At 65.7% G+C, this 24,793-nt stretch carries 28 protein-coding genes; 21 read left to right on the top strand and 7 right to left on the bottom strand.

What is annotated here, in order from left to right; genetic code table 11:
- Window position 1: 1 nt before the first annotated feature.
- Window positions 2-799 carry an RNA polymerase sigma factor SigF gene (locus ACFU5V_RS18275; protein ID WP_072939636.1) on the bottom strand — a complete coding sequence of 266 codons (798 nt, stop codon included), beginning with the start codon at window positions 797-799 and terminating at the stop codon, window positions 2-4.
- The gene (locus ACFU5V_RS18270; protein ID WP_378437432.1) at window positions 796-1,230 is read right to left on the bottom strand and encodes an ATP-binding protein; all 435 of its coding nucleotides are present in this window, start codon (window positions 1,228-1,230) and stop codon (window positions 796-798) included. The genes ACFU5V_RS18275 and ACFU5V_RS18270 overlap by 4 nt, the downstream gene beginning before the upstream one ends.
- Window positions 1,231-1,455: 225 nt before the next feature.
- Between ACFU5V_RS18270 and ACFU5V_RS18265 the strand changes: the two genes are divergently transcribed.
- Both ACFU5V_RS18265 and ACFU5V_RS18260 read left to right on the top strand, forming a co-directional pair.
- Entirely contained in the window at window positions 1,456-2,208 is a 753-nt protein-coding gene (locus ACFU5V_RS18265; protein WP_378701035.1) for a GAF and ANTAR domain-containing protein, read from the top strand.
- Between the two features lie 358 nt (window positions 2,209-2,566).
- Window positions 2,567-2,875, top strand: a complete 309-nt coding sequence (locus ACFU5V_RS18260) for an STAS domain-containing protein (protein WP_241032615.1) — start codon at window positions 2,567-2,569, stop codon at window positions 2,873-2,875.
- A 30-nt stretch (window positions 2,876-2,905) separates the two neighbouring features.
- Here ACFU5V_RS18260 and ACFU5V_RS18255 read toward each other — a convergent pair whose 3' ends face one another.
- The 3 genes from ACFU5V_RS18255 to ACFU5V_RS18245 form a co-directional block, all read right to left on the bottom strand.
- Window positions 2,906-4,108, bottom strand: coding sequence for a glycosyltransferase (locus ACFU5V_RS18255; protein ID WP_378437436.1), 1,203 nt, complete (start codon window positions 4,106-4,108; stop codon window positions 2,906-2,908).
- Window positions 4,109-4,294: 186 nt separating this feature from the next.
- Window positions 4,295-4,450, bottom strand: coding sequence for a DUF6131 family protein (locus ACFU5V_RS18250; RefSeq protein WP_095862504.1), 156 nt, complete (start codon window positions 4,448-4,450; stop codon window positions 4,295-4,297).
- 16 nt (window positions 4,451-4,466) lie between these two features.
- Window positions 4,467-5,024 carry a DUF2231 domain-containing protein gene (locus ACFU5V_RS18245; RefSeq protein WP_378437438.1) on the bottom strand — a complete coding sequence of 186 codons (558 nt, stop codon included), beginning with the start codon at window positions 5,022-5,024 and terminating at the stop codon, window positions 4,467-4,469.
- Window positions 5,025-5,129: 105 nt separating this feature from the next.
- Between ACFU5V_RS18245 and ACFU5V_RS18240 the strand changes: the two genes are divergently transcribed.
- Window positions 5,130-5,351 (top strand): hypothetical protein, encoded by a 222-nt coding sequence (locus ACFU5V_RS18240; protein WP_025433155.1) that lies wholly within the window; start codon window positions 5,130-5,132, stop codon window positions 5,349-5,351.
- Between the two features lie 144 nt (window positions 5,352-5,495).
- Window positions 5,496-6,971: a flavin-containing monooxygenase gene (locus tag ACFU5V_RS18235; protein WP_378437441.1), complete on the top strand. Its 1,476-nt coding sequence runs from the start codon at window positions 5,496-5,498 to the stop codon at window positions 6,969-6,971.
- Here the strand turns inward: ACFU5V_RS18235 and ACFU5V_RS18230 are convergent.
- A complete protein-coding gene (locus ACFU5V_RS18230; protein ID WP_378437443.1) occupies window positions 6,958-7,263 on the bottom strand; it encodes a DUF4873 domain-containing protein in 306 nt (101 codons plus the stop codon). The two genes, ACFU5V_RS18235 and ACFU5V_RS18230, sit on opposite strands and share 14 nt — an antisense overlap.
- Before the next feature lie 49 nt (window positions 7,264-7,312).
- Window positions 7,313-8,008, bottom strand: a complete 696-nt coding sequence (locus tag ACFU5V_RS18225) for a TetR/AcrR family transcriptional regulator (protein ID WP_378437449.1) — start codon at window positions 8,006-8,008, stop codon at window positions 7,313-7,315.
- Between the two features lie 190 nt (window positions 8,009-8,198).
- Here ACFU5V_RS18225 and ACFU5V_RS18220 point away from each other — a divergent pair, with 190 nt between their 5' ends.
- The 17 genes from ACFU5V_RS18220 (at window position 8,199) to ACFU5V_RS18140 (ending at window position 24,792) form a co-directional block, all read left to right on the top strand.
- Window positions 8,199-9,470, top strand: coding sequence for a DUF445 domain-containing protein (locus ACFU5V_RS18220; RefSeq protein WP_378701030.1), 1,272 nt, complete (start codon window positions 8,199-8,201; stop codon window positions 9,468-9,470).
- A 103-nt stretch (window positions 9,471-9,573) separates the two neighbouring features.
- Window positions 9,574-10,080 carry a helix-turn-helix domain-containing protein gene (locus ACFU5V_RS18215; RefSeq protein ID WP_012689029.1) on the top strand — a complete coding sequence of 169 codons (507 nt, stop codon included), beginning with the start codon at window positions 9,574-9,576 and terminating at the stop codon, window positions 10,078-10,080.
- Window positions 10,073-10,897, top strand: a complete 825-nt coding sequence (tadA, locus tag ACFU5V_RS18210; RefSeq protein WP_378437447.1) for a major lipid droplet protein TadA — start codon at window positions 10,073-10,075, stop codon at window positions 10,895-10,897. Before ACFU5V_RS18215 ends, tadA begins: the two co-directional genes overlap by 8 nt.
- Before the next feature lie 72 nt (window positions 10,898-10,969).
- A complete protein-coding gene (locus ACFU5V_RS18205) occupies window positions 10,970-11,263 on the top strand; it encodes a DUF2516 family protein (protein WP_005251878.1) in 294 nt (97 codons plus the stop codon).
- 128 nt (window positions 11,264-11,391) lie between these two features.
- Entirely contained in the window at window positions 11,392-12,183 is a 792-nt protein-coding gene (locus ACFU5V_RS18200) for a MerR family transcriptional regulator (RefSeq protein WP_378701027.1), read from the top strand.
- A gap of 2 nt (window positions 12,184-12,185) precedes the next feature.
- On the top strand, window positions 12,186-13,217 hold the full coding sequence (locus ACFU5V_RS18195; protein ID WP_378701025.1) for an alpha/beta fold hydrolase: 1,032 nt from the start codon (window positions 12,186-12,188) through the stop codon (window positions 13,215-13,217).
- A gap of 181 nt (window positions 13,218-13,398) precedes the next feature.
- Complete coding sequence (locus ACFU5V_RS18190; RefSeq protein ID WP_378701023.1) at window positions 13,399-15,078, top strand: FAD-dependent oxidoreductase; 1,680 nt, start codon at window positions 13,399-13,401, stop codon at window positions 15,076-15,078.
- A gap of 233 nt (window positions 15,079-15,311) precedes the next feature.
- On the top strand, window positions 15,312-16,184 hold the full coding sequence (locus tag ACFU5V_RS18185) for an SDR family NAD(P)-dependent oxidoreductase (RefSeq protein WP_012689023.1): 873 nt from the start codon (window positions 15,312-15,314) through the stop codon (window positions 16,182-16,184).
- 15 nt (window positions 16,185-16,199) lie between these two features.
- Complete coding sequence (locus ACFU5V_RS18180; RefSeq protein WP_172651486.1) at window positions 16,200-16,433, top strand: ferredoxin; 234 nt, start codon at window positions 16,200-16,202, stop codon at window positions 16,431-16,433.
- A gap of 6 nt (window positions 16,434-16,439) precedes the next feature.
- On the top strand, window positions 16,440-17,669 hold the full coding sequence (locus tag ACFU5V_RS18175) for a cytochrome P450 (protein WP_378701021.1): 1,230 nt from the start codon (window positions 16,440-16,442) through the stop codon (window positions 17,667-17,669).
- Window positions 17,670-17,848: 179 nt separating this feature from the next.
- The gene (locus ACFU5V_RS18170; protein WP_378441400.1) at window positions 17,849-18,451 is read left to right on the top strand and encodes a TetR/AcrR family transcriptional regulator; all 603 of its coding nucleotides are present in this window, start codon (window positions 17,849-17,851) and stop codon (window positions 18,449-18,451) included.
- A gap of 402 nt (window positions 18,452-18,853) precedes the next feature.
- Window positions 18,854-19,924 (top strand): ABC transporter ATP-binding protein, encoded by a 1,071-nt coding sequence (locus tag ACFU5V_RS18165; protein WP_378701019.1) that lies wholly within the window; start codon window positions 18,854-18,856, stop codon window positions 19,922-19,924.
- Window positions 19,925-20,007: 83 nt separating this feature from the next.
- Entirely contained in the window at window positions 20,008-20,814 is an 807-nt protein-coding gene (locus ACFU5V_RS18160; protein WP_378433653.1) for an ABC transporter permease, read from the top strand.
- Window position 20,815: 1 nt separating this feature from the next.
- The gene (locus tag ACFU5V_RS18155; RefSeq protein WP_378433635.1) at window positions 20,816-21,691 is read left to right on the top strand and encodes an MlaE family ABC transporter permease; all 876 of its coding nucleotides are present in this window, start codon (window positions 20,816-20,818) and stop codon (window positions 21,689-21,691) included.
- Window positions 21,692-21,695: 4 nt separating this feature from the next.
- The gene (locus tag ACFU5V_RS18150) at window positions 21,696-22,778 is read left to right on the top strand and encodes an Mce family protein (protein WP_378433636.1); all 1,083 of its coding nucleotides are present in this window, start codon (window positions 21,696-21,698) and stop codon (window positions 22,776-22,778) included.
- Window positions 22,775-23,779: an MlaD family protein gene (locus ACFU5V_RS18145; RefSeq protein ID WP_378433637.1), complete on the top strand. Its 1,005-nt coding sequence runs from the start codon at window positions 22,775-22,777 to the stop codon at window positions 23,777-23,779. The genes ACFU5V_RS18150 and ACFU5V_RS18145 overlap by 4 nt, the downstream gene beginning before the upstream one ends.
- The gene (locus tag ACFU5V_RS18140) at window positions 23,767-24,792 is read left to right on the top strand and encodes an MlaD family protein (protein ID WP_378433638.1); all 1,026 of its coding nucleotides are present in this window, start codon (window positions 23,767-23,769) and stop codon (window positions 24,790-24,792) included. Before ACFU5V_RS18145 ends, ACFU5V_RS18140 begins: the two co-directional genes overlap by 13 nt.
- The last annotated feature ends 1 nt before the right edge of the window (window position 24,793 follow it).

The raw sequence follows: 24,793 nt of genomic DNA, 5'->3' as shown, positions 1-24,793 counted from the left end.
CCTACGCGTCGCCGAGTTGATCTCGCAGCGACGCCAGGGTCTTCGCGAGCAGGCGGGACACGTGCATCTGCGAGATGCCGACGCGGTCGGCGATCTGGGTCTGGGTCATGTTGCCGAAGAACCGCAGCATGAGGACGGTCCGCTCCCGTTCGGGCAGTGACTGGAGCAGGGGGCGCAGGGTCTCGTGGTTCTCGACGTCGTCCATCGCGGCGTCGTAGTCGCCGAGTGTCTCCACCATGGACAGCTCGCCCGCCCGGTCCGACGACGTGTTGTCTACGGAGACGGTCTGGTAGGCATTGCCCGCGAGCAGTCCCTGCGCCACCTCCTCCTGTTCGAGGTCCAGGTGCTCGGCGAGTTCGGAGACGGTCGGGGCGTGGCCGAGGCTCTGCGACAGTTCGGCGACCGCCTGACTGAGCGCGAGGTGCAGTTCCTTCATCCGGCGGGGAACCCGGACGGCCCACCCGGTGTCGCGGAAATGCCGCCGGACCTCGCCCATGATGGTGGGAACGGCGAAGGACACGAAGTCCGAGCCGCGCTCCACGTCGAACCGGTCCACGGAGTTGACCAGGCCGAGGCGCGCGACCTGCACCAGATCGTCGTGCGCCTCGCCGCGGCCGTCGAAGCGGCGGGCGATGTGCTCGGCCAGTGGCAGGCAGCGAGTCACGACGGCGTCGCGCAGTCTGCTGCGCCGCGGGTCGTCCTCGTCGAGGGCTGCCATCTGTTGAAACAGTGCTGTGACGTCCTGATACTCGTCCGGCCAACGGGCCGTGTGCCCCCCACTGTGAGTATGGGACGTCACAGACTCAGGCCGTTCTTCACCTTGGTGAATTCCATGGTGGTGACGAAACCCGCGGTGGAAGCGTCGCGCTCCTGTTTCAGGTCGAGCGAATCGGTGAGGGCGTTGAGGACGTGCCAGGCGAACGAGCGTTCGCCGAGGGAGTCGACCGAGGTGGTGGTGCTCGACACGTCGACGCGCAGGGTGCCGTCGAGGAATTGCAGGCGGCACACCAGAAGTGCATCCGGTGTCGCGCGGACGATCAGCTGGGTACAGATCTCGTCCATGGCCAGTTTGATGTCGGCGATGGAGTCGAGGTCGAAGTCTTCGTGGATGGCAACGGTGGCTGCCAGGGCGCGCAGTACGGAGAGCTGATCGGGCGTTGCTCGCACGCGCAGTTCGACGACGGGATGTGTGTGATCCTGGTCGGGTTCGATTGTCTTGGCGATGGCCATGAGACCTCCGGGTCGGGCGTACCGTGCTGTCGGCGAGTGGTGGGTCGGCTCGCGCTGCTGAGAAGTCAGGGTAGCGATCCGGCGACACCGCAGGTGGAATACCGCAGAACAGGACCGATCAAACCAGTCCGATCAGTACGTTTGCGCGGGTAGTGTTGGCGGCACGATCAGCGTTCCTGAGGCCCTCGGCAGGGTCGTGACGGTCACGGGAGACGAGTGAGTGGGATGCCTGACGAGATTCACCTGCACACGTTGAGTGACGTCGATGCCGACGCGGTCACCGTCTCGCTCGACTCCGTGCTCGAATTGCTCGAGCCCGAGGACGAGTTCGAGGTCGTGCTGGACACGGTGTGCCGCAGGATCGTGTCGACGTTCGCGGGTGCGGCGATGGCCGGGGTCACCGTTCTCGGGGCGACCGGACCGGTGACGGCGGCAGCGACCTCGGACGACGTCGTGGCGCTCGAGGAGTTGCAGTACCGCTTCGGTGAGGGCCCCGCGCTCGACGCCATTCGCTCCCGCGAACCAGTGCGCGCCGACCGTGCCGCCGCGTACGAGAAGTGGCCGGCGTATGCCGCGAGTTCCGAACCGGTAGGCGTTCACAGTTATCTGTCCGTTCCGCTGCCTGGCCCGGAGCAGTCGGCGGCACTGAATCTGTACGGACTGTTGCCGCACGCCTTCCACCGGATGGACGAGTCGGTGCTCGAGTTGCACGTCGAGGCGGCATCGGTCGCGGTGCGCAACGCCCGACGGTACGGCGAGGCGAGAAATCTGATCGGACAGCTTCGGATCGCACTTCGTTCCCGTTCCGTCATCGACCAGGCCAAGGGAATCGTGATGGCGTTGCGGGGTCTCGACGCCGAGACCGCATTCGACGTCCTCGTCACCCGTTCGCAGCGCGAGAACGTCAAACTTCGGGTGGTCGCAGAACGTGTCGTGGCGGCTGTTTCTGCCCGCACAACCGTGCGTAACGGTTTGTAATCGCTCACCAGGGCAAATGAGGGCCCGAGTATCTGTTATTTCCTTGTGACACATCACAGGCGGGAGTAGTCTCGAACCGAGGTTGAACACACAGCCGATGTCGGGAAGCGCTGCCGTAGCAGACAGTGTCATGTGTCCGAGGTCGGGTCTGTCTGCAAGTGCTCCGCTTCCCCTCTCAATGTTCGAGATGGGGTGAGCCATGTCTGTTGGTCAAGGGGTCCCAGAACCTGAAATGGCGTGTTCGGGCACGGAGTTCGGTACCACGTACAAGCCGAGAGTAACGCTCGCGGCCGTCGGTTCCGCTCCGACACGCTGTGCGAGCGCGGAATTCACTTCCGAGCGACTCGGTTCCGGGGTGATGCTGGTAGGGGTGCGGGGCGAGATCGACCTGTTCAGTGCACCGGGGTTCCGCGATTACGTGTGTACGCGGATCTCGCCCGAGGGGCAGTTCATCCTCGACATGTCGAAGGTGGACTTCATCGGAACCGCGGGACTGTCGGTGCTCGACACCGTCCACGCGACGAACGTCCGGGACGGGCGGACGTGGGCGATGATCTGCGGCCGGCCGGTCTACCGGCTGCTCAGGGCGGCGGGCCAGGAGTCGAGCTTCCCGTGCTTCGCGTCCGTGGACAGCGCCCTCGGGGCCTGGCACGGCCGAACGGCGTAAGCGGCCGACCGGCCGAACCGGCGCCCGAGTTCAGTGGGCGCCGGTTCGACTCGTACGCGGAGGGGCCGACACACAGCGGCCGTAGGCGCGGAGGGTGTCGGTGGCGACCCGGTCCCACGAGTAGCGTGCGCGGGCGCGATCGCAGCCCGCCATGCCGTATCCCGTGCGGAGGGCGTCGTCGTCGAAGATCTGTCGCAGGGCCTCGGCCAGGCGGACCGGGTTGCGCGGGGAGATCAGGCGTCCGGTGATGCCGTCGACCACCGTGTCGCGCATGCCGCCGACGGCGGACGCGACCACCGGAGTGCCGCAGGCCATCGCCTCGAGCGGCACCATGCCGAACGGCTCGTACCACGGGGTGCACACGACGGCGTCCGCTGAGCGCAGCAGCGCGGGCATGGCGTTTCGCGGCACCCGCCCGACGATCCGTACCCGGTTGCGCACCTTCGTCTCACGGGCCAGCGTCAGCAGTCTGGACGCTTCGGGGTCGTCGGCGACGTCGTCGGCGGCCGGTCCGCCCGCGATGACGAGTTCGGTGTCGGGGAAGTGGGTGAGCGCCTCGATGGCGGTGTCGAAGCCCTTGCTCGGCGCCAGCCTGCCGACCATGACGAGGCGGTGGCGTTTGCCCTTCTCGTCGGCGCGGCCGTCGGGTGTGAACTCCTTGACGTCGACGCCGGACGGAACGACGGACGTGCGCGAGCGGGGCAGGCCGAGGTGGGAGAGTTCGAAGACCTCGTCCGTGCACGTCGCCACCACCCGGGTGGCACCGCGGGCGATCAACTGCTCCAGGTGAATTCGGTTGTGGGTGCTCGACGTGTCCGCGTGCTCGAACCGTTGCTCGACCACTCCCAGCGCGTGGAACGTCTGGACCACCGGGATGCCGAGTGTGCGGGCCGCGAGTTGCGTCGCGATCCCGGACATCCAGTAGTGGGCGTGGACGATGTCGGGCCGCTCGGCCTCCCATTCGGCCTTCAGGACGCTGCCGAATGCCCCCATCAGCGGCAGGATCTCGGCCTCCGGCAGCGGCCGTGCGGGGCCGACCGGAACGTGCACGACGGTGTACCCGCCCGCGGCCGTGACGCGCTCCGGGGCGTCCTCGCTCTCCGCCCGCGTGTAGACCGTGACGTCGTGGCCCTCCCTCGTGAGGGCCGCCGACAACTCGGCGAGATGAATGCTCTGCCCTCCGACTTCGGCGCCGTCCGACACGTCGAGGGGACTGGCGTTGGCGGAGACCATCGAAATCCGTAATCGTCTCGAGGTGCCGACGGCGGCCGTTCTCATCGGCTGCCCGCCGCACACGGGAGGTCTGGGTTCGCGATGAATGGCCGTCATGCCACGGGGATTCCCGAACTTCGGGTTTGTAAACCGACCGACTCGCATTCTGTCACGGGACGGGTGACACGAGCCGGCCGGTGTTGCGTTCTAGTACCAGCGACGCCTGCCGCCGACCGCACGCCCGGTCGCGCCGAGAATCCACAGGACCGCACCGATCACCACGAGGATGATGCCGATGGTCCAGAGCCAGTTGATGCCGGCCAGCCATCCGATCAGGAGCAAGATCAGTCCGAGCACGATCATGACGTTCCTCGATTCTTCATCCCACCGAAGTGAGGGGCGAGTCCGACTGCGGACCCTCCCGCACCTCGTCGACCCCTGCGCCCATTGCGTAGGTCAGATGCCCGCCGAGCGCGCCGCCGATGCCGATCGCGAGGAGTCCCGCGGTGCTCGTGGCGACAGCGCGTCCGTCGGTCCCGTGTCTGCGGCGAAGGTAGGACGCGAGCATGGCCACGACACCGATGGCGTTGGCCTCGGCGTGGATCAGCCCGACGCGGCGCTGAACAGTGTCCCGTTCGGCCCAGTCCGCCCAGCCGGTCATCAGTGTCGGGGGAGTGGCGAGTAGTCCCAGGGCGATCAGCCTGCGTGCGCCGACGTGATCGCGAAATGCCAGATCGAAGACGCTCGCGCCGACCCACGCCCCGATGGGAAGGCTGACGAGAACGGGGTGCACGGGATGCCCGAGCCAGGACCCGCGCAACAACGGGCCCGCGTCGGAGGAACCGAGTGCCCCCTGGATCCGCTGCTGCAGAAACCGGCTGCCGCCGTCGAGGAACCCGGCGGCCTCCGCTTTACGGAACAGGCTCTCGAGGTTCATGGCTTCCGGTTACCCACGGCGGCTCGAAGAAAACCGGTCCGCCTTGTCGTCGGTGCAGGTCGGGCGTAGCGTCGGGACCACGTTCTCGAAGGTGAGGTGAGTGCAATGAAACTCAATCTCTTCGCAGCTTGGGTCAGCTTCGCTCTGGTTCTGCTCTCGGTGGTCTGTCTGGGTGGGTTCCTCGTCGCCGCGGGATCCGGGCAGGGTGGCTGGGCGGTGATCTCCGGGTCGCTGTGCGTCGTCGCACTGGCCGGAGCGATGGCGCTGTACGGCGGAACCGTGCGCCACGACCACAGGCTGCATCACGAAACGCCGCACCTGTTCTGACTGCGGCACTTCCGGTCGGCGTCAGGATTCCGCGAGCCGCCGCTTCTCCGCGTCGATGTCGAAAGTGGCGGGCCGGTGTCGTCCAGAATCCGCATGCGTACTCTGCCATGTACAGACGGTGCCACAGGAGCGTTACATGGAGGTGTGGTCGGCGACGTGCATCAGTGCCGTGTCCTGGTGATCGGGACCGGGTTCTCCGGTCTGGGCACGGCCATCCAGCTGCGCAAGCGTGGGCGCGACGACTTCATCCTACTGGAGAAGGCGCGGGAGGTCGGCGGCACGTGGCGGGAGAACACGTACCCGGGCTGTGCGTGTGACGTGCCCTCACACCTGTACTCCTTCTCGTTCGAGCCGAACGCGGACTGGACGCAGATGTGGTCGGGGCAGGCGGAGATCTTCGACTATCTGCGCGGACTGGCCGACAAGTACGACCTGCGGCGCAACATTCATTTCGGCCGCACGATGACGGGCGGCTACTGGGACGCCGACCACTGCCGCTGGCACATCCACACCGAGTCGGGCGACGAGTACGTCGCGCAGTTCGTGGTGTCCGGGATCGGCTCCCTGCACATCCCGAACGTCCCGGATCTGCCGGGAGCCGGCACGTTCGAGGGCACCGCGTTTCATTCGGCGCGGTGGAACCACGACTACGACCTGCGGGGCAAGAAGGTCGCGGTGATCGGGACGGGCGCCAGCGCGATCCAGTTCGTTCCCGAAATCGTGGGCGACGTCGCCGAGTTGCAGTTGTATCAGCGGACGCCGCCCTGGGTGATCCCGGGCTTGAACTTCCGTATCCCGCCGAAGGTGCGGCGCCTGTTCGGCCGGGTCCCGCTGGTGCGGCGGATGGCGCGTGCCGCCGTCTACTGGACTTACGAATCGCTCGCGCTCGGGTTCAACGGGCATTTCCGCCTGATGAAGCCGATCGAGAGCGCGGCGCGGGGGAATCTGAACAGGACGGTCACCGATCCCGAACTCCGCCGCAAGCTCACCCCGTCCTATGTCATCGGTTGCAAGAGGATCCTCGGGTCGGACAGGTACTACCCGGCGCTGATCTCACCGAGGTCGGTCGTGATCACCGAGGGTATCGCGGAGGTCCGGCCGCACGGCATCGTCGCGGGGGACGGGACGGAGCGGGACGTGGACGCGATCATCTATGCCACCGGATTCCACGTCACCGACGGCTTCGAAAGCATCGCCCTCACCGGGGTCGACGGCAGGCGCCTCGCCGACGAATGGCACGAGCACGGCATCCGCACTCACCTCGGTATCACCGTCGCGGGTTACCCCAACGCGTTCTTCCTCCTCGGCCCCAACACCGGGCTCGGTCACAATTCGGTGGTGTTCATGATCGAGTCGCAGATTCGCTACGCCCTTCGGCTGATGGATCTCGTCGACCGGCGCGGGGCCGACGCTGCGGTCGTCCGGCCTGCCGTGCAGAGCAGCTTCAACGCAGACATTCAGCGGAAGCTGTCGAGGGGCGTGTGGTCCCGCGGCGGATGCGTGAGCTGGTATCTGGACTCGCACGGTGTCAATCGCGCGATCTGGCCGGGCTCGACCGTGCGTTACTGGCGGCAGACGCGGGATGTCGATCCGGCGGACTTCGAGTTCACACCCGGCTGAAGGGCGGCGGGGTCACTCCGTCAACGAGATGGCTTCCCCAGAGGTCCGTTCCGGTGATCCGGGCGATGGCCGTGCCATCCGGGCCGGTGATCCGGAGTTCCGTACCTGCGGACAGGTCTGCGTCCGCACCGAGGGCGTCCGTCAGGGTGCGGACGCGGCCGTGCCAGACGTACCGACCGCTGATGGGTTCGAAGTTTCCCGCCAGCTGGACCTGCACGGTCACCGCGGGACGGTCGCCGACGACGATGTCGGCGGGGCCGCGGTAGCCCTCTTCTTCCTCGTGTTCGTTCACACGGGCAAGTTTACCTGTGACTGCTAGTTACACAAGAATGGATCGGTGCCTAGTCTTTCGCGTCGGCAGGCGGCAGCAGCGGGTGCGGGATCGCATTGAAGCGGGCGGGCGAGCCGTTGACCGCGGCGATGCCCGTGACGCCGCCCCAGGTCATCATCGTGAGGTAGTTGATCAGGTCCTCGACCGACATCGACCGGTTGGAGATCCACCAGTGGGTGGCCAGTTGCACACCGCCGACGATGCCGTACGCCCAGGGAACTGCGCCGCCGGAGTCCATCTCCATCTGCCGCAGGCGCTCACCGAGAACGGTGGAGAGCACCTCCGCGATCATCCGCTCCGAGTCGGCGACCGTCTCGCGGCCGGGGCCGGAACCGTTGGCCATGATGTAGAGGTAGACGTCGGGATCCGACGCCACCGTCTCCACGTATGCGGTGATCGTGGCGCGGGTCAACTCGAAGTCGTCGAGGTCTCCGCCGATGGCCTCGTAGATCCGGGGGGCGAGCGTGGTCTCCACGTACCGCGCCATGGTCGCGTTCGTCAGGTCGCTCTTGTCCGCGAAATAGCGGTACAGGACGGTCTTGGAGACGCCGATCTCGGACGCGATCTCGTCCATGCCGATGTCCCGTCCACGCAGGCGGATGGCGGCGATCGTTCCGTCGACGAGTTCTTCTCGGCGCGCGATCTTGTGCTCGCGCCAGCGGCGCTTGCGCCCATCGGGCTTTGCCGCCTTGTCCAGCTTCGTCATCGACTCGGTCACCTGCTCGGGATCCTTCACGCCGTCGTTCGCCACTGACTCTCTTCACATCCGTTTCGTGTCGCGATCTCCTGTCAGCTTAGTGCGCGGGTGTTGTCGCACGGCACAACGCCGTCTGTGCGGGCGCGCGTCCAGCGGCTGGGCGACCGCCGCCGCGCCGACCTTGGGCACAATGGCGTCTGTGGATCAATTGAGCTTTTCCGCCTTCGACGACGATGCGAAGCGTCGCGATCTTCGCAAGATGAAGGCTGTCGCGACGGGCTTCCTCGTCTTCGCCACCGCGGTCTACCTCGTGTGCCGGTGGCAGGAATCGCAAGGCGCGGGGGCGTGGGTCGGCTACGTGCGGGCGGCGTCGGAGGCGGGCATGGTCGGCGCGCTGGCCGACTGGTTCGCGGTCACGGCCCTGTTCCGGCATCCGCTGGGGTTGCCGATCCCGCACACCGCGATCATCAAACGCAAGAAGGATCAGCTGGGGGCGAGTCTCAGCAGCTTCGTCGGTCAGAACTTCCTGGCCCCCGAGGTGGTGTCCGCCAAGGTGGAGGCCGCGGAGATCCCGCTCCGGCTGGGCACGTGGATGGCGCAGCCGAAGCACGCCGCGCGGGTCGCCGCCGAGACGGCGACCATCCTGCGCGGCTTCGTCGAGATCCTGCGCGACGAGGACGTGCAGCAGATCATCGACAGCACTCTGGTGCGCCGGCTGGCCGAGCCCCAGTGGGGGCCGCCGATCGGGCGGGTGCTCGGCGAACTCCTGCGCGAGAACCGGCAGCTGCCGATCCTGGATCTGCTCGCCGAGCGGGCGCATCAGTGGGCGCTCGGGAGTCAGGAGACCATCGACCGGATCGTCAGCCGCGATTCGCCCGCCTGGTCGCCCAAGTTCGTCGACGCCATGCTCGGCGAGAAGATCCACCGGGAACTCGTCGAATTCACCTGGAAGGTGCGGTCCAACCCGGAGCACGAGGTGCGGCAGGCGGCCAACCGCTTCCTCGTCGACTTCGCCGACGACCTGCAGAACGATCCCGCGACCATGGAGAAGGCCGAGAAGATCAAGGCCGAGATCATGGGACGCGAGGAGGTGACCGGCCTCGCCGCGGCGACGTGGAAGGTCGCCAAACGCCTGATCATGGAGTCCGTCGACGACCCGGACAGCACGCTGCGCACGAAGGTCGCGGAGAACGTCGTGCGATTCGGCGAGCGGCTGCGCGACGACCACGAGCTGCGGACCAAGGTCGACGGGTGGGTCCTCGCAGGTACGCGCTACGTCGTCGTCCACTACACCGACGAGATCACCGCGATCATCTCCGACACCGTCGAACGCTGGGACGCCGAGGAGGCGTCCAAGAAGATCGAGCTCCAGGTGGGTCGTGATCTCCAGTTCATCCGGATCAACGGCACCGTGGTCGGTTCGATCGCGGGCCTGCTGATCTACACGTTCTCGACGTTGCTGTTCGGCTGATCTCCCGCGCGGAACGGGCCCCGCTAGCTGGGTGCTAACAGAGTGCTTGCAATTGCTAGCACCCTGCTTTAGACTGGGTGCTGCCCAGCAACACGGAGGACTGATGGCCAGCGATGACCGCGATGCGGCCGGTGCAGGAGATCTGGCAGCTCGCGTAGTCAGCAACGCCGCTCACGACATCGGAGGTTTCATTCGTGCCCAGCGCGAAGCGGCCCAGGTGTCGATGCGGCAGTTGGCGCAGCTGGCCGGTGTCAGTAATCCGTATCTGAGTCAGATCGAACGTGGGTTGCGCAAGCCCTCGGCCGAGGTGCTTGGGCAGATAGCCAAGGGGCTCCGGGTCTCGTCGGAGGTCCTGTACGTCCAGGCGGGTTACCTCGAGCAGCGGCCACACGGTCCCCTCCGTGACGCTCTGCTCGCGGATACGGCCATAACCGAGCGGCAGAAGCAGGTGCTGCTCGAGATCTACGAGTCGTTCTGTCGTGAGAACGAATCGGCGGAAGCGGCCGAATCCCGGACGTCCGAGCTTCGGACAGAAGAACACCAGCGTTCTGATTCCCAGACGCCGGAACCAGAACCCCCCACCGTTGAAGAGGAGAAAGCCGATGACTGACCAGAAGACCATCGACAGCGTCAAGACCTCGCTGTACGCGGCCGTAGGTGCCGGAGACGTCGTGGTGCAGGCCGTGGCCGACGTCGTCGCCCAGGTCCGCTCGCGCGCCGAGTCCACCCAGGGTGACGTCGAAGAGCGTGTCGGCGGCGCCAAGGAGCGCTTCGCCGGACTGCAGGAAGAGGTCACCGAGGGTGTCGAGAACCTTCGCGACCGCCTCGCCGGACTGCCGTCCGAGCTGCCCGAGGAGCTTGCCGAGCTGCGTGAGAAGTTCACCGCCGACGAGCTGCGCAAGGTCGCCGAGGCCTACCTGAAGGTCGCATCCGACCTGTACACGTCGCTTGCGGAGCGTGGCGAGGACACCGTCGAGCGCATCCGCAAGCAGCCGGTCGTCGAGGAGGGCATCGGCCGCGCCGAGACCGCCTTCGGTGACGCCGTCGAGCTGACCGAGGAAGCTCTCGGCACCGTTGCCCGCCAGACGCGCGCCGTGGGCGAGCAGGCCGCGAAGCTCGCGGGCCGCGCTTCGGGTCGCATCTCCGACACCGCCGAGGGACTCGGCGAGGCCATCGCCGACGCCGGCGACGAGGCTGCCCTGAAGGTTCTCGACCTGGGCGACCAGGCCGAGGAGGCGTCGAAGGGCGCTGCCGATCGCGTCACCGCCACCGCGGCCGACGTCCAGGCTCGCGCCGACCAGGCCGTCCCGGCCAAGCACGCCGCTCCCGCCAAGAAGGCCGCTCCGGCCAAGGCTGCGGCAACGCCGGCTCCCGCCAAGAAGGCCGCCGCTCCGGCCAAGAAGGCTGCTCCGGCCAAGAAGGCTTGATCCTTCACGCTTTTCGGCCCCCGCACCGTTGGTGCGGGGGCCGTTTGCATGTCGACCTCGTAGGATGGAGCTGTGATTCAAGTTGACGGCGTCGTCTCGGTGATCTTGTTGGTGATTCGCATCGTCGCCCTGGGCGGTGCTGCATACGCACTGTTCCACGCGGCTCGCCAGCGCAAGGACGCGTTCACCGCCGTGGACAAGTTGAGCAAACCGATCTGGCTGAGCATTCTCGCGGTCGCATTCCTCGTTCTCCTGCTGTTCCCCGCGGTGCAGTTGTTCGGCATCGTCGCGGTCGTCGCGGTGTGCGTCTATCTCGTGGACGTGCGTCCTCGTGTCGACGACGTGCAGCGCGGGCCTCGCTGGTAGGCATTCCGGCCGGACAGTCACCGCTCCTCCCGCACGGTCCTGCGGCGTTCGGGCCCTTGCGCGCCCTAACGATGACAATGAACATTGTGACAATGCTATTGTGGTGACTCGGCTACCGAGGAGCTGACATGTCCGCGACGGAATACCGGATCGACGACCTCGCACGCGAGGCGCGGGTGAGCGTGCGCAACGTCCGCGTCTACCAGGACCGCGGGCTACTCCCACCGCCGCGGAAACAGGGGCGCACGGGGTGGTACAACGACTCGCACCTCGCGCGGCTGCACCTGATCGGACGCATGCTCGATCGCGGTTACACATTCGCGACCATCAGCGAACTGCTCACCGCCGCGCACTACGGACTGCAGGTCAAAGACGTTCTGGAGACCGACGACCCGGGCCGCCGCTGGAAGAAGCGCAGGCGCGCGGCACGCCTGACGATCGCCGAGCTGAAACGCATGTTCGGCGCGCAGACCACCGAGGCCAACATCGCCCGCGGCACCGAACTCGGTGTGCTCGTTCCCGCCGGCGACGACTTTTCGGTGGACGATCCGCGACTGGTCGAGGCGGCGCAGGTCCTCGTCGACGCCGGCATCCCGCTCGAGGACGTCCTCGAGCAGACCGCGGCGGTGCGACGTGACCTCTCGGACGTCGCCGCGCGGTTCGTTGCCGTCGTCGCAGACCGCTACCTCGCCGCCGAGGGGGAGCCGCTCGAACTCGACGAGGCGAAGGTCTCGGACATCGCGCGGCTCGTCGACCAGATGCGTCCCCTCGCGCACGACGCCGTCCAGTCGCTGTTCGAAGAGGCGATGGAGGAGCAGATCTCCCGGGCTCTCGAGCGGGCGGCCCGGCAACTCGGCGAGACGGTGGGTCCGGCGTCGGGCACAGGCACCAACAGGGCAAGTCAGACAGGACAGGGGTAGGAATGACCAGCAGTTCGCGCACCATCGCCTTCCGGGCTCTCGCAGGCGCAGCCGGGGCGGGCGCCGTCGTCGCCGCGGCAGCGGCGATCCGTCACAAGCGCGCCACCCGCGGGTTGACGTTGTCGACCGAGGTGGCCCCGAACGAATTGCTGCGCACCCCGGATCTGCGCCCGGACGTGACGGAGATCCTCACCGACGACGGAGCGACGCTGTACGTGCGCGCCTATGGTCCGGTGGACGGCGATCCCATTGTGCTGAGCCATGGTTGGACCTGTTCGACCGAGTACTGGTACCCGCAGGTGAATGCGCTCGCCGGTGAGTACCGCGTCATCACCTACGATCAGCGGGGGCACGGCCGCAGCTCGGTCGGCTCGCTTCCGCTCGGTCCCGACGTCCTCGCCGACGACCTGTCGGAGGTGCTGAGGGCAACGGTACGTGCAGGCAAGAAGGCCGTGCTCGTGGGTCACAGCATGGGTGGCATGAGCATCATGGCATGGGCGGGGCGGCACCCCGACGAGGTCGGGGAATATGCGTCCGCGGTCCTGCTCGCCAGCACCGCCTGCGACCGGCTCGTCGCCGAGACCACCGTCATCCCGCTGCCGAATCGGTTTCCGCGCGTGCCGGTTCCGGTCGGTCGCGCCGTCCTGAGCACACCGGTGCCGCTGGTGTCGTCACCGGTGATGACGCGTGCGCTGCAGTACGTGTCGATGTCGCCGAACGCGTCGCGCGCGGAGGTTCAGTTCTGCGAGAACATCGTCCGGGACTGCAAGCCGCGCATCCGCGGCGGCTGGGGTGCTGCGCTCAGCGGCCTCGACATCCACGAGGCGCTCGACCACCTCGCGGTCCCGACGACGGTGCTCGTCGGATCCATGGACCGGTTGACCCCGCCCGTTCACGCCCGCAAGCTCGCTCGTGTCCTGGACGAGGCCGGTCACCTCCAGCGGCTGATCGTCCTGCCGGGCGTCGGCCACATGAGTTCCGTCGAGAGTATCGACGAGTTCGACAAGGAGATCGTGCGGCTGCGCAACCTCTGACCTTCCGGCTCCCTCCGCAGTCGGTCGGGCCCACACGCTGATGGCGTGTGGGCCTGTTTTTTTGTGCCGGTGTGAGGCTTGACACATCGACAGTATTACATCTAACGTAATTTGTATCACTGTAAAACGTGACGCGATCCAGCGTTCCACCGATCCGGTCATCAGGCGATAGGAGCTCACGTTGGCTCATGTAGTTACGCAATCCTGCTGCAACGACGCGAGTTGCGTCGCGGTGTGCCCCGTCGATTGCATCCATCCCACTCCGAGCGAGCCCGGCTACGGCACCGCGGAGATGCTGTACATCGATCCGGTCGGCTGCATCGACTGCGGAGCATGCATCGACGCGTGCCCGGTCGACGCGATCGTTCCCGACTACGACCTGACGCCGGAGACCGCACGCTACGAGGAAATCAACGCGGCGTTCTACGCCGACAGGGAACAGCAGGAGCCCGTACCCGGACGTCCTGTTGCCGAGGCGGTCCCGGTGTCCGAACGCGCACTGCTGCGGGTGGCGATCGTCGGTTCCGGGCCGTCCGGCTGCTACGCGGCCGAGAGTCTGCTGTCCCGGATCGGTCCCGCCGTGGAGATCTCCTTCTTCGAGAAGCTCGCGACACCGTTCGGGCTCATCCGATTCGGCGTCGCACCGGACCATCAGGGGACCAAGGCGGTCGCCTCCCTGTTCCAGAAGACGGCGTCGCGGAAGAACGTGGACTTCTACCTCAACGTGGAGGTCGGCACGCACCTGACTCACGACGATCTGCTCGCGCATCACGATGCGGTGATCTACGCGGTCGGCGCCCCCGCCGACTGCTCGCTGGGGATTCCCGGTGAGGACCTGCCCGGAAGCCACTCGGCAACGGAATTCGTGGCGTGGTACAACGGCCACCCCGACCACGCGCACCGCACGTTCGACCTGTCGGGCGAGCGCGCCGTGATCGTCGGCAACGGCAACGTGGCGTTGGACGTGGCCCGAGTGCTCGTCGCCGGCACCGCCGAGCTGACGAAGACCGATATCGCCCCGCACGCATTGGAAGCGTTGTCGGAGAGCAGGATCAGAGAAGTGCTCGTCGTCGGACGGAGAGGTCCGGCGCAAGCCGCGTACACGAATCCGGAGTTGCTCGCGCTCGGCCATCTTCCCGGCGTGACTGTCGCGGTACGGCCCGAGGAGGTGGCGCGGGAGGCAGGTGGGCGGACCGACTCGATCGAGGCGATGAAAGCCAGGATCGTCGCAGAGTACGCCGCCGCCCCGCACACGCCGGGAAACAAGCGTATTGCGTTGCGCTACCTACTTTCTCCGGTATCGGTTCTGGGAGACGGCCGGGTAGAGGGGATCCGCCTGGTCCGCAACGAGCTGGTTCGGGATGCGGACGGCCGTTCCAGGGCGGCTCCGACAAGTGTCGTCGAGGACGTCGACTGTGGTCTGGTCCTGCGGTCGGTGGGGTACCGGGGGATCCCCGTCGCGGGAATCCCCGTCTCGGGTGCACGATCGACGATGCTGAACGACGGAGGTCGTGTGCTGGAACCGGACTCGGGCAGGCCGATGCCCGGTGTGTACACCGTCGGGTGGATCAAGCGCGGCCCCTCCGGCGTCATCGGAACCAACAAGGCGTGCGCCGCCGAAACTGTCGACAAACTCGTCGACGACTTCCACTCCGGTCGATTGGCAGCTCCCGGCGGCGGCAGGCAGGACCTCCGTCGGCTGGTGGGGGAGCGGCGTCCCGAACGTATCGACTACGACGGATGGAAGGCGATCGACGCGCACGAGCGACGGCTCGGCAGGCAATCCGGCCGGCCGCGCGTGAAGCTGGTGGACACGCCCTCGATGATCGAAATTGCCTTGGGTGCAGCTTCTTCCGAGTGAAGGATCCCTGATGAGCGCCGATTCGGCGCGCATCGAGAAAAGTGATTGACGTCTCATCGCCTAACGGTATAAGGTTTATCTGGATCGGAGATGCGGCCCGCACTCGATCCTCTCGACCGGCGACAGCCCGTGCGGTCGAGGATCGGAACAGTCTCGCCGCCCGACTTCGCCGGACGATGCCCCCACGCACCGCGAGTCTCCGGCATCTGACGAATCATCACAGAGGAGTTCACATGAAACTTCAGGACAAAGTCGCCGTCATCACCGGAGGTGGATCCGGGCTCGGACGCCAGGGTGCGCAGTTGTTCGCATCGGAAGGCGCGAAGGTGGCGGTCGTCGACATCGACGGCGACCGAGCCGAGCAGACTGCGAAACTGGTTGAGCAGCAGGGTGGAACGGCGATCGCCATCACCGCCGACGTGAGTGACGAGGCTGCCGTCTACCGCAGTGTCGAGACCACTGTCGAGCAGTTCGGCAAGCTCGACATCATGTGGGCCAACGCGGGTGTCGTCTCCCGCGGCGGTGTCCCGTCGGTGGCGGGCGGCGAACACGTGGAGTTCCAGGATCTCACGGATGCCGACTGGCAGCACGTTCTCGGAGTCAACCTCAGCGGCGTCGTGTACTCCTGTAAGGCCGCGGTGCCTGCGATGCGGGCCAACGGCGGCGGCACCATCCTGGCGACGTCGTCCGCGGCTTCCTTCGCCGCCTATCACAGCATCGCGATGTACTCGGCGACGAAAGCCGGTGTCAACGGCCTGGTTCGCGGCCTCAGCCTGGATCTCGGACGCTACGGCATCCGCGTCAATGCCCTCGCCCCCACGCACGGGATGTCGCCGAACTTCCTGATGGGCCCGGGCACCCCGGTGATCGGCCAGTCCTACGAGGAGACCGCGGGACCGTGGGATCCGGGTGTCTCGCCGATTCCGCTCAAGCTCCAGCGTCCGCCGTCGCTCGTGGACAACGCGAAGGTCGCACTCTTCCTCGTGTCGGACGACTCCGCATACATCTCCGGTCTGACGCTGCCCGCCACGGACGGAGGCACACTGTCGCGCGTGGCGATGATGTTCGAAGAGGACACGCCGACTCCGACGCTTCCCGTCGACTGAGTGGAGCGTCCGCCGATGACCGTTCATCCGCAGAACCGTGCGCCGTCGCTGAAGGTCGACCGATCCGCCTGTGCGGGTCACGGCCTCTGCTACGGAGCGGAACCCGAGATTGTCGACAGCGACGACCAGGGCTACCCCGTCGTCGTGGCCGAACCTGTTCCCGAGGACCTACGAGACCACCTGGGTGCCCTCGTCGAGATGTGCCCCGAACGCGCGCTGAGCGTCGAACTCCCGAATTCGGAAGGCTGAGAAGCAGTGACGACTACCCAACTACCCGAGAACCTCATCGTGGACTTCGACGTCTACGACCAGACGTTGGCGATGCCGGAGGACGTGTTCCAGGAACGCGCGGCGGCGCTGCGGGCCATCGGCCCCGTCGTGTATTCGAAGGCGCACGGCGGTCACTGGATCGTGACGCGCTACGAGGAGATCCATCAGGTCCTGCGTGATCCGGAGACCTTCTCCAGCTACCCGAACAATCTCGTGAACGCGGGCCAGGGGAAGTTCATTCCGATCGAACTGGACCCGCCGGAGCACACGTTCTACCGGCAGGCGCTGCAACCGCTGTTCAGTCCCAAGCGGATGAAGGAACTCGAGCCCCAGATCCGGGACGTCATCAACGAGCTCATCGACGACTTCGCGGCACGCGGTGAAGCCGAGTTCATCTCGGAGTTCGCCCACGAGCTGCCGACGCGGGTGTTCCTGGCCCTGATGGGCTGGCCCCTCGAAGACGCCGAGATGTTCACCAAGACGACAGACGTTGCACTGCAAGGCATTCCCGGTGGAACGGAAGAAGAATCCGCCAAGGCGCGTGAGGATGCGGCCAACCAGATCTTCGGCTACTTCGGTGCCATCGTCGCCGGAGTGCGGTCCGGTGAGAACACCTCGGACAGTCTGACCGCGCAGATCATCAACACCCCGATCGAGATGGAGGACGGGGTACGGCTGCTCACCGACGAAGAGCTGTACCGCATGTTCTTCCTCCTCCTCATCGCGGGCCTGCACACGGTCCAGGGTTCGCTGGCGTGGGGGATCATCCACCTGGCGAACAATCCGGGGCAGCGGCAGGAGATCGTGGACGATCCCGACACCATCCCGGCGGCCGTAGAGGAGATTCTCAGGATCGAGGCTGCGGTGATCGCAGGCCGGCGAGCGACCCGCGACGTCGAGATCGGCGGCGTCACGATCGCGGAGGGAGAACAGCTCATCGTGCTGCTCTGCTCGGCGAATCGCGACGGCGGCGAGTTCGAGGATCCGGACGAGCTGAGAATCGCCCGCTCGCCCAACCGTCACCTCTCGTTCGGTGCCGGACCGCATCGCTGCATCGGGTCTCACCTGGCACGAATCGAGCTCAAGCTGGCCATGGAGGAGATTCACCAGCGGCTGCCCGATTACCGGCTCGTTCCGGAGGATCCGCCGATCCTGCACGCCACCCAGGTGCGTGGCTGCATCCGGCTCCCGATCACCTTCACGCCGTCGGCCTGAGGCCGGGCCGGACGTCCGAGGCAGTTGTCCGTGGTCCTGTGGGACTTCGGGCAGCTGCCTCGCTCTTTTGGTGTAATGGAGTGGACGTGGCCCCCCGGTATGCAACAACTTACGTGTATTGTCATTTGTATCGCGACTGGTCGGGTGACCGGTCGGAAGTGACGGTGTCTGGAGCGAGGATGGCAAGAAGGAAGACCGCCGGTGTGCTGAGCCAGGACGCCGATGTCGCACGGTCTCAGATACTCGTGGCAGCCCAGACGATGATTCTTCGTTTCGGGATCGCGAAGACCACCATGGAGGACATTGCCAAGGAGGCGGGGGTCTCTCGCCCGACCGTCTACCGGTATTTCCAGGATCGCGAGACGCTCACCACCGAGTTGATCAGGTGGCGATCGCGTCAGACGCTCGAACGTGGCCGCAAGTTCCTGATGGAGTGTGCGACGTTCGAGGACAGGCTGATCGAAGGCCTCATCTACCTGGTGTACGACGGGATCAACGATCCGATCGTGCGCATTCTCGTCAGCCCCGAACACGTCGGCGGCGAGTCGTGGCTCGAGACGATCCCCCTCGCAACGAGTCTGACCACCGAACTGTGGGGGCCGATTTTCGACGACGCGAAGGCAGGCGGCGAGATGAGGGCGGATATCGACACCGGCGAGGCGTGCTCCTGGATCACCCTCGTGCAGCTGATGCTCGCTCCGAGACTGGATAATTCGGATCCTGCCGATCCCTCGCACCGGCAGATGATGCGGCAATTCGTTCTGCCGGCCTTCCTGCCCTAGTCGCCCGCGCCAAAGAGAAGCCGTGTCCCCGATGGGGCACGGCTTCTTTTGTGCTTTCTTTCGGTAAATCTAATGTTCTTAAGTATGCTGGTCGACGGTTTCCGTGCCTGGTCACGGCCGAATCGGTCGGGAATGCCTATGCCGGCGCATATTTCGCAGGTGAACCATTTCGCTTCCTGCTCTTGCCTGGACGGTCAAAATCCGTATAACGTATTACGTGCGACGTAATGTGTATCACAGCTGGAGGTCGTGAACTCGCCGTCCATCGTCCGCGATTCGATGAAAAATGCTGCAAACAAGCTGCATTCGACGTGCGCGGCGGGACGGCCGTGGGTTCCGGCCCGAGGTTGCAAGTGCCCTGCAACATCCGAGGCGCGTTCGACGCCTGAATACACGGAGGTAATGGTGGGAGTCGAGGTATCCGTCGAGGGACTGACCAAGTCCTTCGGCTCGCAGAGGATCTGGCAGGACGTCACGTTGACCCTTCCGGCCGGTGAGGTCAGTGCGTTGCTCGGGCCGTCGGGTACGGGTAAGTCGGTGTTCTTGAAGTCGCTGATCGGTCTGCTCCGTCCGGAGCAGGGGTCGATCGTGATCGACGGCACCAACATTCTCGAGTGCTCCTCGAAGGAGTTGTACGAGATCCGGAAGTTGTTCGGGGTGCTGTTCCAGGACGGTGCGTTGTTCGGGTCGATGAACCTGTTCGACAACGTGGCGTTTCCGTTGCGCGAGCACACGAAGAAGTCCGAGTCCGAGATCCGCAAGATCGTGATGGAGAAGATGGAACTGGTCGGTCTGCTCGGGGCCGAGGACAAGCTGCCGGGCGAGATCTCCGGTGGTATGCGTAAACGGGCCGGGCTGGCGCGGGCGCTGGTGCTGGATCCGCAGATCATTCTGGTCGACGAGCCGGACTCTGGTCTGGATCCGGTACGTACCACGTATATTTCGCAGACGTTGATCGATATCAATGCGGAGATCGATGCGACGATTCTGATCGTGTCGCACAACATCAATCTGGCGCGGACGGTGCCGGACAACATCGGGATGTTGTTCCGTCGGCATCTGGTGATGTTCGGTCCGCGGGAGGTGTTGCTGACCAGTGAGGAGCCGGTGGTCAAGCAGTTCCTGAACGGCACGATGATCGGTCCGATCGGGATGTCGGAGGAGAAGGACGAGGCGCAGATGGCGCAGGAGCAGGCGATGGTCGATGCCGGGCATCATGCCGGTGGTGTCGACGATGTGGAGGGGATCGTTCCGCAGATGAAGGCGACGCCGGGGATGCCGTTCCGGCAGGCCGTGGCCCGTCGTCAGGAACGGGTCCGGCACATCATGCACACATTGCCGGAGAACGCGCAGATCGCGATCCAGGAAAGCCTCGGAGCGGACGGACTCGGTGACGAGTGGAGTCCGGGCGACGCAGACACGGACCGAATGTACTTCGAGGCAGTGGGATTCGACACGGGAGTTGCGAAGTGACGAGTGTGAAGGTCCCGATCGCCGTGGATGCCGCGCCGATCGAACCGGCCGCACCGGAGAAGCGACGGCGGCCGCGTCCGTCGATCGCCGCGGTGGGGAAATACCTGAAGGACACGCCCCTTCGCAGCCTCGCGACTTTGGGGCGATCCGGTGAGCTCGCCGTGAACATCCTGAAATATGCGGTGTCCGACACAATCGCCCTGCGGTTGCCCCTCGAGGAAGTGGCCACGCAGATGTGGAAGCTTCTCAAGGTCACCGCACTTCCCGCGGTGCTGATGGCGGTGCCGATCGGTGCCGAGGTCTCGGTGCAGGTCGGTGGAATCATGAATCAGGTCGGCGCGAACTCGCTGGCAGGAGCCGCGAGCGGGCTGGGTGTGGTGGGGCAGGGAGCGCCGATGGCCGCGGGACTGCTGATGAGCGGTGCGGCCGCATCGGCGATCGCCTCCGATCTCGGTGCCCGCGCGATCCGCGAGGAGATCGAAGCGATCCGGGTCATGGGGATCGACCCGGTCCAGCGACTGGTCGTTCCGCGGTTCATCGCGATGGTCGCCATCGCGCCGATGCTGTGCATCGTCATCGTCGCGGCCGGTGTGGCTGCGGGGCTGGTGATTTCGGCCAACGTCAACGACGTGGTACCCGGCAGTTTCTGGCAGTCGTTCGGCTCGTTCGCGACACCGACCGACCTGGTCTTCTCCGTGCTCAAGTCGGTGATCTTCGCGGCGCTCGTCGTGTTGATCGCCAGCCTGCGCGGCCTCGAAGCGAAGGGCGGCCCGAAAGGCGTGGCCAACGCGGTCAACGCCTCGGTGGTACTCAGTGTCTTCTGCATCTTCATGACCAATCTCGTGGTCAGTCAGATCCAGATGATGTTCTTTCCGGCCCGGTTGGCGTGACATGAACACACACTCCACGCATCGCAGGGGACCTGTCGGCGGGCTTCTGCTGCAACCGATTCGCTCGGTGGGGCGCGCTGCGACGTCGGTGGTCGAGGAAATCGGTCAGGTGACGGTCTTCACCGTCAAGACGATCGCATTGCTGCCCAAAACTCTGCGGCACTACCGCAAGCAGACGATGACCACCATGAACAACATGGCGTGGGGGAACGGATCCCTCGTCGTCGACGGCGGTGTCGTCAGCCTGATGTTCTTTCTGGGACTGGCCGTCGGCGCCGTGGTCGCCATCCAGGCGTTCATGGCCTTCGATCTGCTGGGATTCGGTGCTTTGACCGGGATCATCGGATCGTTCGGCAATGTCCGGGTCATCGCCCCGATCATCACCGGAATCGGATTTGCCGCGCAGGCCGGCTGCCGGATGACCGCCGAGATCGGCTCGATGCGCATCTCCGAGGAGATCGACGCCACCGAATCGATGGGATTGCAGGCCATTCCGTTCGTGGTCGGGACGCGGCTGATCGGAAGCATGCTCATCGTGATCCCCGGGTATCTGATGGCGCTCGTGGTCAGTTTCTTCACCGGAGGGTTGATCATCAAGACGTTTCACCATCAGCCCTCGGGTACGTACGATCACTACTTCAGCCAGTTTCTCAGTGTTCCCGACCTCGTGGCGTCGCTGGTCAAAGCAGTCGTCTTCTGTGCCGTCGTCACGATGATCCACTGCTACTACGGATACTTCGCCGGTGGTGGGCCCGCGGGCGTGGGTGCGGCGTCCGGGCGGGCGATCCGGGCGAGCCTCGTCGCGATCGTCGTCCTGAATTTCTGTATGACTGTGGCGATCTGGGGCCTCAGTCCCGAACTGGTGTTCAAAGGATGAGTCAATGAGCAGAGCGAGGAGTCAGGACTTCCTGAGAGGGGTTCCCGGCCGTCAGAGCCGAGTGCTGCACGGGGCGGGGCTGGGGGTCGTCGTGACGACCTGCGCACTGATCGCTGCGGTCTGGGTGTACCCGGGCAGTGCGGACACGGAAGGGTTGCCGATCAGCATCGACGTCCCCTACGTGGGCCCGGGCGTCGACGCCGGCACGAAGGTGATCCTGCGGGGCGGTGAGGTCGGTGTCGTCACCGGATTGGAACGGACGGGCGCGGACTCCGTCCGCATGGACCTTCAGCTGGATCCCGATCAGATCGGCGGCCTGACCGATGCCTTCGATGTCGACTTCCGGCCGCAGAACTACTTCGGATCCACCGCCGTCAATCTGGTCGGCAGGCCCGGCGGTTCCGGTCTGGAGGCACACCGCACCCTGGACCGCATGCCCACAGGAGATTTCACGATGTCGACCATGATCGAGAAGGGTTCGCTGGCCGTCGACGGCACCCTGACGGACTCGATGATCACCAGCTTGGACAAGGTCGTCCGGTACACCGACGGCCTGACACCGATGTTCGATGCGGCACTCGTGCTCGGTGACCGGGTCGCGCAGACTCAGCAGGCACTTCCGGCCGACCTGCTCGGGCGAGTCAACGACGTCCTCGACGTGTTCCCGGCGTTCAATCGCCAGGCGATCGATTCGCTGACCCACATCTACAACAGCACCTACAACCAGCGACCCGACGGTTCGGTAGGGGTCGACGACCCGTTCATGGACGAGACGGACGCGGGTCTGACCCTGGCGGCCGGACAATTGTTCGGACAGGCCGGGCAGTTGCTGAAATCTCACGGTGACGAACTGGTACCGGTCACCGAGGTGGTCTCGGAACTCGCCGGCGTGGTGCCGCACCTGTACGACGGTGGGGCGCGCCCCGAGCGGCTGCGCACCGCCGTCGAGCGGCTGGACACGGCGTTCGAGGACAGCGGCGACGGGCAGCGGCTCAATCTGCGGATCGTCCTGGACGATCTGCCCGCACTGGCGGCACCCCTGGCGTTGACCGGTGCCCCGCCGTCCGAGGACGGGGCCGGCCGATGAGCAACCGAACCAGATACATCGTCACTCTCGTCAAGCTCGCCGTTGCGGCCGCGGTCTCCGTGGTCCTCTTCATCATCGTGATCAGCGCGATGAAGAGCCCGGTGACCAATGAGACAAACAGCTACACAGCGGAATTCACCGATGTCTCCGGGCTCGGTGCACACGGGGACATCCGGACGAAGGGGGTCCGGATCGGCAAGGTCGAATCGGTCGAACTGATCCGGGACGGCGGGCGGAGTCTCGCGGAAGTGCACTTCACGATGGAGAAGCCGTATCAGCTCACCTCCGATACGATCCTCGCGGTGAAGTACCAGAACCTCACCGGCGTTCGCTACATCGACGCCGAATTCCCCGAAAACCCGGGCGACGCAGTCGATCGACTGCCTGCCGACAAGACGCGGGCCTCGTTCGACATCACCGAGTTGTTCAACGGACTGCAACCGGTACTCGCGACCATGAGCACCGACGACATCAACACCTTCACCGAGAACGCGATCTCGCTTCTGCAAGGAGACGGAAACGGACTGTCACCGATGCTCGAAGACGCACAGAAACTCGCAGGCCTCGCCCACGACCGCGAACAGGTCATCTCGACCCTCACCGGCAATCTCGCACGGATCTCCGACAGCATGGGAGGCCGGTCGCCCGAGGTCGTCGAGTTCCTGCGCTCGGTGAGCTTCCCCATCGCGAAGGCGATGACGGTTATCGACGAGTTCCCGAAGACGGCTGCGTTCGGCCCCGAATTCCTCACACCGATCACACGGTTGATCGATGCTCTCGGTCTGCAACCCGGAATGAACGTCGAGCAGATGCTCTCCGACGCATTCGCATCGGTGCCGGACACCGCGGAAGCGTTGCGACTGCTGCCGGTCGCCTTCGCCGGACTGCAGGTTCCGCAGACCGGCCCGGGCGGTCTCCAGTGCACGAACGGCGTGGCGCAGCTACCCACCGACGTCGAGGTTCTGCTGAGAGGGAGCGAGGTCGTCGTATGCAACCCGTGACGAAGAACCGTGCCCAGCGTATCGGCGGGGTGTTGAGCCGCGCGCGGGCGCTGGTCGGCAGGGAGGTCGCGTTCGGCGCGGGCATCGTTCTCCTGGTGGTTTTCGCACTCGTGACCACCGCCGTCCTCTACGCGAACCCACCGGGACGGATGTCGTTCTCGTTCCGTACGGACGATGCCTCCTCGATCGACGTCGGCCAGGACGTCCGGGTCGCGGGCATCGGCGTGGGAACCGTCACGGACGTGTCGATCGAGCCGGACGCGGTACTGGTGACGGCCGAGATCGACGACGCGGTACCGGTCGGCTCGGACTCCCGTGTGGAGGTGCGCATGCTCACCCCGGTCGGGGGGTACGCGATCACCCTCGTCCCTCTCGGCGTTCTGCCGCTCGGGGACACTCCGCTGCCCGTCGAGCAGGTCAGCGTCCCGTATTCGATCGGCGATGTCCTCCAGGCCGCGCCGCACACGACCGACAACGTCGAGGGCGGCACCGTCGACGCGAACCTCGACGAGATGGCCCGGGCGCTCGGGGAGAACCCGAATTCGATCGCGTCGATGATCTCGGGCCTGACCAGCATCGCCCGCGTGATGGATCAGCAGCGTGCGCAGGTCCGCACGATCGCCGACCTCGCCGCGGAGTATCTCCAGAGCTTCGAGGCCGACCAGGACATGGTCTTCGAACTGATCCGCGAGATCGATGTGGTCCTCTCGACGTACGACACCACCCACGCCGGTTTCAACGAGGCGTATTCCCTGCTCGGCAACGTCCTGATGACGATTCAGCCGTTCGAGGCGTTCTATCTCGACCACAAGACGGAGGTACTCGACGCTGTGAACCACGCGAAGGGGGTGATCGACGAGTTCCGGACGTCGATGGGCCCGGCCATCGACAATCTTCAGTCGTTGCGCACTCAGCTTGCCGAATGGCTGACGCCCGAAGGAATGGCCGCGATCAAGGGCGGCACACTCATGGCCTCGGACTTCTGTGTCCCCGTTCCCGGACGGACGTGCTGAG

It is taken from the genome of Rhodococcus sp. NPDC057529 (assembly GCF_042802055.1).
Classification (GTDB): Bacteria; Actinomycetota; Actinomycetes; order Mycobacteriales; family Mycobacteriaceae; genus Rhodococcus_F.
Note: the sequence above shows the minus strand (reverse complement) of the source record. Positions and strands in the feature narration are given on the sequence as shown.